Below are 7,300 nucleotides of genomic sequence, written 5' to 3'. Positions count from 1 at the left end.
GCGTCCTCACCCCAAAGGAAGTCCCCTCATGAGCAAGCTTCGCAGCGTCCTGGTCGGCACCGCCCTGGCCGGAGCACTCGCGGCCGGCATCGCCGCCGCCCCCGCCCAGGCCGCCACCGCCACCACCGCCTCTGCCGCTTCCACGGCGAGTTCGGCTTCGGTTTCTCAGGCGCAGTACACCAAGCACTAGTTCTCCGGCTCCTCCGACTTCGGTCGGGGTGAGTCGCGCGGGGAGCGTTCGGAGTACCGGGGTTACTGGTACTACTCAGGCGGTCGCTACTACTTCGACATCGAGGCCCGCGACCACGACCGTGACCGCCAGAACACCTACGTCGACTTCAGCTACCACGACAACAGCGGCTGGCACACCCGCCGCTTCTCCACCGGCGGTCACGGCGAGTGGAAGTTCAACATCAGCGCCCGCGGCGGCTTCGACGGCTTCCGCACCCACATCGGCGAGGGCAACAACCGCGACTTCGACTGGGGCAACTACTACGGCCACTCCTTCTGAATCGCTGCGGCCTGGCCCAGTGACGCAAACCTCAGTGACCTGGCCCAGTGACCCAACCCTCAGTGACCTAGCCCAGCGACGCCTCCAGAACCACCGGCGACGCTTCCGGGACGGAACGCCCCAAAGACGACCCGGCAGAAGCAATCAGCGATTCGGCTGACGCTTCTGCCGGTCGGTGCCGCCCCCGGGGCCAGGCGTCAGCTCGTACGGCGCCTGCGCAGGAAGGGGTCCTGGAGTGCCGGCGGCACGTAGCCTCGGTCCGCGCGTGCGAGGGTGACGCCGGGCGGGACGATTTTGTCGATCTCGTCCAGTACATCGGTGGTGAGGGTGACGTCGACGGCGCCGAGTTGTGATTCCAGCTGTTCCATCGTGCGCGGTCCGATGATCGGCGCGGTCACCGCGGGGTGCTGCAGCACAAAGGCCACTGCCATGTGGACCAGGGACATACCGGCGTTCTCGGCCACCACCGCCAGTGCGTCAGCGGCTTCCAGCTTCCGCTGGTTGTCCGGATCGGACAGGTCGTAGCGGGCCGGCATGCGCTCGGCACGACGCGAGGCCGGTATCTGCTGCCCCTTGCGGTAGCGGCCCGTCAGCCAGCCGCCGGCCAACGGACTCCACGGCAGGACGCCCATGTCGTAGCGCTGGGTCACCGGCAGCAGGTCCGCCTCGATCGCGCGGACCAGGATCGAGTACGGCGGCTGCTCGGTGACAAACGGACTGAGCCCGCGATCCCGCGCGGTCCACTGCGCCTCGACGACCTCGTGGGCGGGGAAGGTCGAGGAACCGAACGCGCGGATCTTGCCCTGGCGCTGCAGGTCTGTCAGTGCCGAAAGGGTCTCGTCGATCGCGGTGTCCCGGTCCGGCCGGTGCACCTGGTAGAGGTCGATCCAGTCCGTGTTGAGACGGCGCAGGCTGTTCTCCACTTCCTGGATGATCCAGCGCCGCGAGTTACCGCGTTTGTTCGGATCGCCGCCGCCGGTCTGGCCCGGGGCCACGCCCATCTGCCCGTGGAATTTCGTCGCCAGGATGACCTCGTCGCGACGGCCGTTCGCCAGTGCCTTGCCGACGATCGTCTCCGATTCGCCCTGCGAGTACACGTCAGCGGTGTCGATGAAGTTGATTCCGGCATCCAGTGCCCGGTGGATGATCTTGATCGAGGTGTCGTGGTCCGGTTCGCCCCAGGCGCCGAACATCATGGCTCCCAGGCACAGCGGGCTGACTTGCATACCGGTACGTCCAAGGCTGCGATAGTCCATACCTCGACCGTAATCGCTGTGATGTACGCCCGCAGTCCCGGGGGCGCCGGATTCCTCCCAGAGCCCGCGGCTGAATTAGTCGGAATGTCCAGCCAATCCACAGATTCCACCATTCCGACCACGTTCAGCTGGGCCCATAGTTTTGCCTCACCCGAGTGGATATGTCTAGTTAGGACCGGTCCACCCAGTAAAATGGAGGCGAAATGTCGCGAAGAACCGGGCGACGACGTCCGCGCCTGTTAGCCGCCGTCGCCGCACTGGGGATGCTCCTCTCCCTCCTCGCGGCGACCCCCGCGCTCGCCCTCACAACGCACAGCGTGAGCTCCCCGAACGGGCAGATCTCCTTCTCCGTCACCGAGCAGACGGGAGGCGCGCTGACGTTCGCGGTGACGGCGGGAGCCACGTCGATCTTCGGGAGCTCTCCCCTGGGCATCGCCACCTCGGCGGTCGATCTGCGGTCCGGGCTCAGCTACGTCAGCGAGACGCGTACGGCGATCGACACCGCCTATTCGCTGCCGGCGGGAACGAAGCCGTCGTACCGCGATCATGCGAACGAGCTGACCCTGCGGTACTCCAAGAGCGGGCGGACGCTCGAACTGGTGGTCCGCGCCTACGACGACGGCATCGCCTACCGGTACCGGTTGCCGGGAAGCGGGTCGGTGTCGATCACGGACGAGACCGGTGGATTCCGCCTGCCGACGACGACCGGTGGATGGGCGGCTCCGTGGAACGCGAACTACGAGCAGGACTACACGTACAGGAACGCGTCCCAGCTGAACTCCGGTACGGAGCTCACGATGCCGCTGCTGGCGTCGATCGACGACAACGACTACTTCACGGTCATCACCGAGGCGCAGGTGGTGAACGCGAACGCCTCCTACGTCCCGTCGCTGCTGAAGGGCAGCGGTGCGGGTGACGGGCTGCTGAACCTGAAGCGGACGCCGGACCAGGCGTTCCCGATCTCGACGACGTACCCGTTCGAGACGCCCTGGCGCGCGGCGATCATCGCGGGCGACCTCGACACGCTCTACAACTCGGACCTGGTGCAGAACCTGAACCCGCCGGCGACGGCGGACTCCTCGTGGGTCCGCCCGGGGCGCGCCGCGTGGTCGTGGTACGCGGACGAGGACAGTGCGAGCGACCTCGACAAGCAGAGGGAGTACGTCGACTTCGCCGAGTCCATGGGCTTCGAGTACGTGACCATGGACTGCTGCTACAACCGGTCGACCGACCTGCCGGTGATCGCGGCCTATGCCAGGCAGCGCGGGGTGGGCATGTTCGCCTGGGTCAACGCCGAACCCTTCGCCGACCCGGCCGCCGCGGAGGCCCTGATGGCCGAGCACAAGAGCTACGGCATCGACGGCCTCAAGGTGGACTTCTTCCTCAGCGACTCGAAGGAGTCGATGGGCTGGTACCAGTCGATCGGCCAGGCGGCGGCGAACCACCAGATGATGCTCAACTTCCACGGCAGCACCAAGCCGGGTGGTGAGAATCGCAGCTGGCCGTGGCTGGTGACCTCGGAGGCCGTGGCCGGCACCGAGCACTACCTGTACCCGCCCCCCACCACCGCCCGCCAGGACGTGACCTATCCGTTCATCCGCAACATGCTCGGCGGAATGGACTACACACCCACGATGATCTCGGAGAACGCGTCGATCCTCACGCAGGGTCACACGCTCGCGCAGGCGGTCGTGTTCACCTCCGCGATGGTCAACTACGCGGATTCGGCCGCGGCCTACGAGCAGTGGGACGGCCGCTGGCTGATGCGCGCGCTGCCGACGACGTGGGACGAGACGAAGGTCGTCGAAGGCTTCCCCGGAGACCACATCACGGTCGCACGCCGGTCGGGCGACGACTGGTTCGTCGGCGCGATGACGTCACCGGCCAGGACCGCCACGGTTCCCCTGTCGTTCCTCGGCTCCGGTACCCACACGGCGACGATCTTCTCGGACAACGGCGCGGGGAGGATCACCGTCTCGACGCAGGCCGTCACGAGCGCGACCACGCTCTCGCTGCCGATGATCGCCGCAGGCGGGGTCTCCGTGCACATCTCCAAGAAGCCTCTGGCGATGATCGGATCCGGTGACGCGCGGTACGAGGCGGAGAGCGCCTCCAACACGCGCGGCGGCGGTGCCGGTGTGCAGGCGTGCAAGGGATGTTCGGGCGGGCAGAAGGTCGGAAACATCGGATCCGGCGGCTCCGTACAGTTCAACAATGTGATGGCCGCGACCGCGGGCACGCACAGGCTGACCTTCACCTACACTTCCGGCGACCCGCGGTCGGTGCAGGTCAGGGTGAACGGCGCCGCCGTATCGACGGAGAACGTCAAGGACTCCGGTGGATGGGAGCACGTGGGCAAGCGGTCGCTCGACGTGCCGCTCAACGCCGGCGCGAACACCGTCACATTCCTGAACGCGAGCGCCTTCTCGCCGGACATCGACGCGCTGACGATCGCGCGTACGGTCGAGGCCGAGGCGGCGGCGAACACCCGGGCGGGCGGTGCCGCCCTGGACGCGTGCTCGCAATGCACGGGTGGCACCGGGGTGTCCGGTCTCGCGGCCGGCTCGCTGTCGGTGCCGTTCCAGGCCGCGTCGAGTGGCAACAAGACGGTGCGGATCCACTACGCGTCGGCCGCGGCCGCGTCGATCAAGGTGACGGTCAACGGGGGAACCCCGGTCACGGTCGCGCTCCACGGGACCGGCGGCGGCGACGCCCTCGCCACCGCGACCGTCGGGCTCCCCCTGGGCTCCGGCGCCAACACCATCCTGATCAAGGACGCGTCCGGGGCGGCGGTGACGGTTGACTCGCTGGACGTCGTGATGTGAGTCCGGGGCCGGGTGGCCTCTGCGGACGCCACCCGGTCCCGAATCGTCGGATCGTCCATCCCTCAACTATGAAGGCCCATGTGACCAAGGGGGACGCGACCTATAGCGTCACCGTTGAACGGCGGTTTATCGCCACTTGAACAATCCGAAGGCTTCCGATGGAGAACGTGTTGAGCGACGAGGTACGCCCCCGCCCCGCGACGAGCACAGGTGCGGTGAGCGCTCAGGTCCGGAACGCGGACACGGGCGTGCAGCTGACCGTCGCCTGGAACGACGAGATCGTCCTGGACCGGATTCCGCTCGGGTTCGTGATCGACGGCAGAGAGCTCGGCATCAACGCGGAACTCGTACACGTCTCGGATCGCATGATTCGCGACCGGATGAGCCTCCGTTCCGGCAAATCCGCCGGAGAACACGACTACGAGCACCACGAAAGCGTGCACACCTTCCGCGAGGCCGACGGCGTTGAGTGGCAGGCCGTTCTGCGGGTCGCGCGTGACGGCGTCGGGATCCGCTACGCGATGCCCACCCTCGACGGAACCGCCCGTGTCACCGGGGACCGTACCGCCGTCACGCTTCCCGCCGGGTCGAGGAGCTGGGTGCTCGACTACCAGACCTGGTACGAGACGCCCCGCTTCGGGGCGGACACCGCCGAGCTGGCGAGCGGCGCGTACGGATTCCCGTTCCTCACCCGCCTCGACGCGACGACACACATCCTGATCACCGAATCGGGGATCGACGGGCGCTTCACCGGCGCGCACGCCGAGGCGAGCGAGCCGGACGCGGACGGCCGCCGGACGCTGCGGTTCGCCCTCGCCGACGACAGCGTCGAGGTCGCCCGCGGCGTCGTCACGCCGTGGCGCGTCATCCTCGTCGGAACGCTGCCCCAGCTCGTGTCCTCGCTGCTCGTCGACGAGCTGGCGCCGGCCGTCTCGCCCGACCTGGAGGACGCGACCTGGGTCCGGCCGGGTCGCGCCGCCTGGTCGTGGTGGTCCGACTTCTACTCGGGCGCGCAGCTGGAGCGGCAGAAGCACTTCGTGGACGTCGCCGCCGACCTCGGCTGGGAGCACCTGCTCATCGACTGCGGATGGGAGGAGACCTGGGTGCCGGAGATCGTCGCCTATGCGAGCCGCCGGGGAGTCCAGGTTCATCTCTGGACCATCTGGCGCGACCTCAACAGCCCGGAGGACCTGCGGAAGCTGGCACTGTGGCGCTCCTGGGGCGTCGCCGGCATCAAGGTCGACTTCATGGAGTCGGAGTCGAAGGACCGTTACCGCTGGTACGACACGGTCCTCATGGAAACCGCCCGGCTCGGCCTCATGGTGAACTTCCACGGTTCGGTCATCCCGCGCGGCTGGGCGCGCACGTTCCCCCAGGTGATCGGGTACGAGGCGATCCGCGGCGCCGAGTACTACGTGTTCTTCGAGAACCAGGCCCTCACGGCGTCCCACAACGTCATCCAGCCGTTCACCCGCAACATCGTCGGCGCGATGGACGCCACGCCGGTCGCGTTCGGCGCCGCGAACCGTACGACCAGCGACGGCCACGAGCTCGGACTCTCGGTCGCGTTCGAATGCGGGATCACCCACTTCGCCGACCACGTCGACGCCTATGCCTCACGCCCGCTCGCGGCCCGGTTCCTCGCGGAGCTGGCCCCGGTCTGGGAGGAGACGACGCTGCTGGCGGGCGACCCCGACAGCCACGCCGTCATCGCCCGCCGGGCGGGCGACCGCTGGTTCGTGGGCGGCATCGCCACCGGGGACGCGCGCACGATCCGCGTGCCGTTCGGCGAGCTCGGGACGGGGCCGGACGCCCGGGTGTGGATCGTCGGCGACGCGTCGCCGACGTCCGGCGAGGTGCCGGCGACCGGACTCGCGGAGACGACCACGACCGCCACGGACGCGATCGACGTCGCGGTCGCCCGGGACGGCGGCTTTGTCGCCATCGTGGCGCCGGCGGACGCGGACCTGTTCCGGGCCGCGCCCCGGCCGCGCCTTCCCGCACCGGTCGTGCACCCGGCCGTCACCGAGATCGGAGCGGACGGGACCGCGTCCGTGACGACCGACGCCGACGCCCGGCTGCGCCTCCCGGCGGGCTGGTCCGCCGAGCGCGTCGGCGAGACGGGCTGGGCCGTCCGTCCCGATCGCTCGCTGCGACCCGGCCGGCTCGGGGTCGTGACGGTCGAGCGGGACGGCGACGGCGTGGTCCCCGTGGTCTCGCACGCGCGCGTCGTGCGCCCCATGACCCCCGGCACGTACGAGCTGCCGGACCTGCCGATGATCGCGTTTGTCAACGACGACGGGCCCGTCGAGCGTGACCAGTCGAACGGGGCGGGCAACCCCGGCGACGGCCGGCCCATGCGCGTCGCGGGCACGGGATTCGAACGCGGCCTCGGCACGGCGCCGTACTCGGAGGCGCGCTTCCACCTCGGCGGGCGCGCGGAGACGTTCACCGGCGCGGTCGGGGTCGACGACGAGTCGACCGGCAGCGCCAGGGTGAGCGTCCTCGCGGACGACCACGAGCTTTTCACCGCCGTCGTCGAGGCGGGGAAGCCCGTCACGACCTTCAGCCTGGACATCTCAGGTACCCAGACCCTGTGCCTGCGCAGCGAAACCGTGGCTCCGGACGACATCGGCGTGCACGTCGACTGGGTCGACACCGCCGTTCACGTCGCATCCCCCAACCGGTAACACCCGTGCCGGTCATGG

Annotated in this window: 5 protein-coding genes; 3 read left to right on the top strand and 2 right to left on the bottom strand. The window is 68.9% G+C overall.

All coding sequences use genetic code 11. The annotated features are described in order from the left end of the window. Positions 1 to 28 precede the first annotated feature (28 nt). Entirely contained in the window at positions 29 to 190 is a 162-nt protein-coding gene (locus tag CHC08_RS50040; protein WP_179282458.1) for a hypothetical protein, read from the top strand. Between the two features lie 75 nt (positions 191 to 265). Here CHC08_RS50040 and CHC08_RS48805 read toward each other — a convergent pair whose 3' ends face one another. Both CHC08_RS48805 and CHC08_RS38455 read right to left on the bottom strand, forming a co-directional pair. Beyond that, on the bottom strand, positions 266 to 502 hold the full coding sequence (locus CHC08_RS48805; protein WP_143653517.1) for a hypothetical protein: 237 nt from the start codon (positions 500 to 502) through the stop codon (positions 266 to 268). Between the two features lie 206 nt (positions 503 to 708). Next, positions 709 to 1,767 (bottom strand): aldo/keto reductase, encoded by a 1,059-nt coding sequence (locus tag CHC08_RS38455; protein ID WP_089212314.1) that lies wholly within the window; start codon positions 1,765 to 1,767, stop codon positions 709 to 711. Between the two features lie 203 nt (positions 1,768 to 1,970). Between CHC08_RS38455 and CHC08_RS38450 the strand changes: the two genes are divergently transcribed. Further along, complete coding sequence (locus CHC08_RS38450) at positions 1,971 to 4,592, top strand: glycoside hydrolase family 97 N-terminal domain-containing protein (protein WP_089212313.1); 2,622 nt, start codon at positions 1,971 to 1,973, stop codon at positions 4,590 to 4,592. Between the two features lie 170 nt (positions 4,593 to 4,762). After that, complete coding sequence (locus CHC08_RS38445) at positions 4,763 to 7,282, top strand: glycoside hydrolase family 97 catalytic domain-containing protein (RefSeq protein WP_179282457.1); 2,520 nt, start codon at positions 4,763 to 4,765, stop codon at positions 7,280 to 7,282. Positions 7,283 to 7,300: the final 18 nt, after the last annotated feature.

Origin of the sequence: Streptosporangium subroseum, assembly GCF_900188345.1 — a bacterium.
GTDB classification, from domain to species: Bacteria; Actinomycetota; Actinomycetes; order Streptosporangiales; family Streptosporangiaceae; genus Streptosporangium; species Streptosporangium subroseum.
The sequence above is the reverse complement of the archived record's forward strand: the minus strand, read 5'-3'. Positions and strand labels throughout refer to the sequence as shown.

Excerpts from the sequence above, each read along its gene's own strand:
- CHC08_RS50040 (WP_179282458.1), top strand. The coding sequence starts at position 29 with ATGAGCAAGCTTCGCAGCGTCCTGGTCGGCACCGCCCTGGCCGGAGCA.
- CHC08_RS38455 (WP_089212314.1), bottom strand. The coding sequence starts at position 1,767 with ATGGACTATCGCAGCCTTGGACGTACCGGTATGCAAGTCAGCCCGCTG.
- CHC08_RS38450 (WP_089212313.1), top strand. The coding sequence starts at position 1,971 with ATGTCGCGAAGAACCGGGCGACGACGTCCGCGCCTGTTAGCCGCCGTC.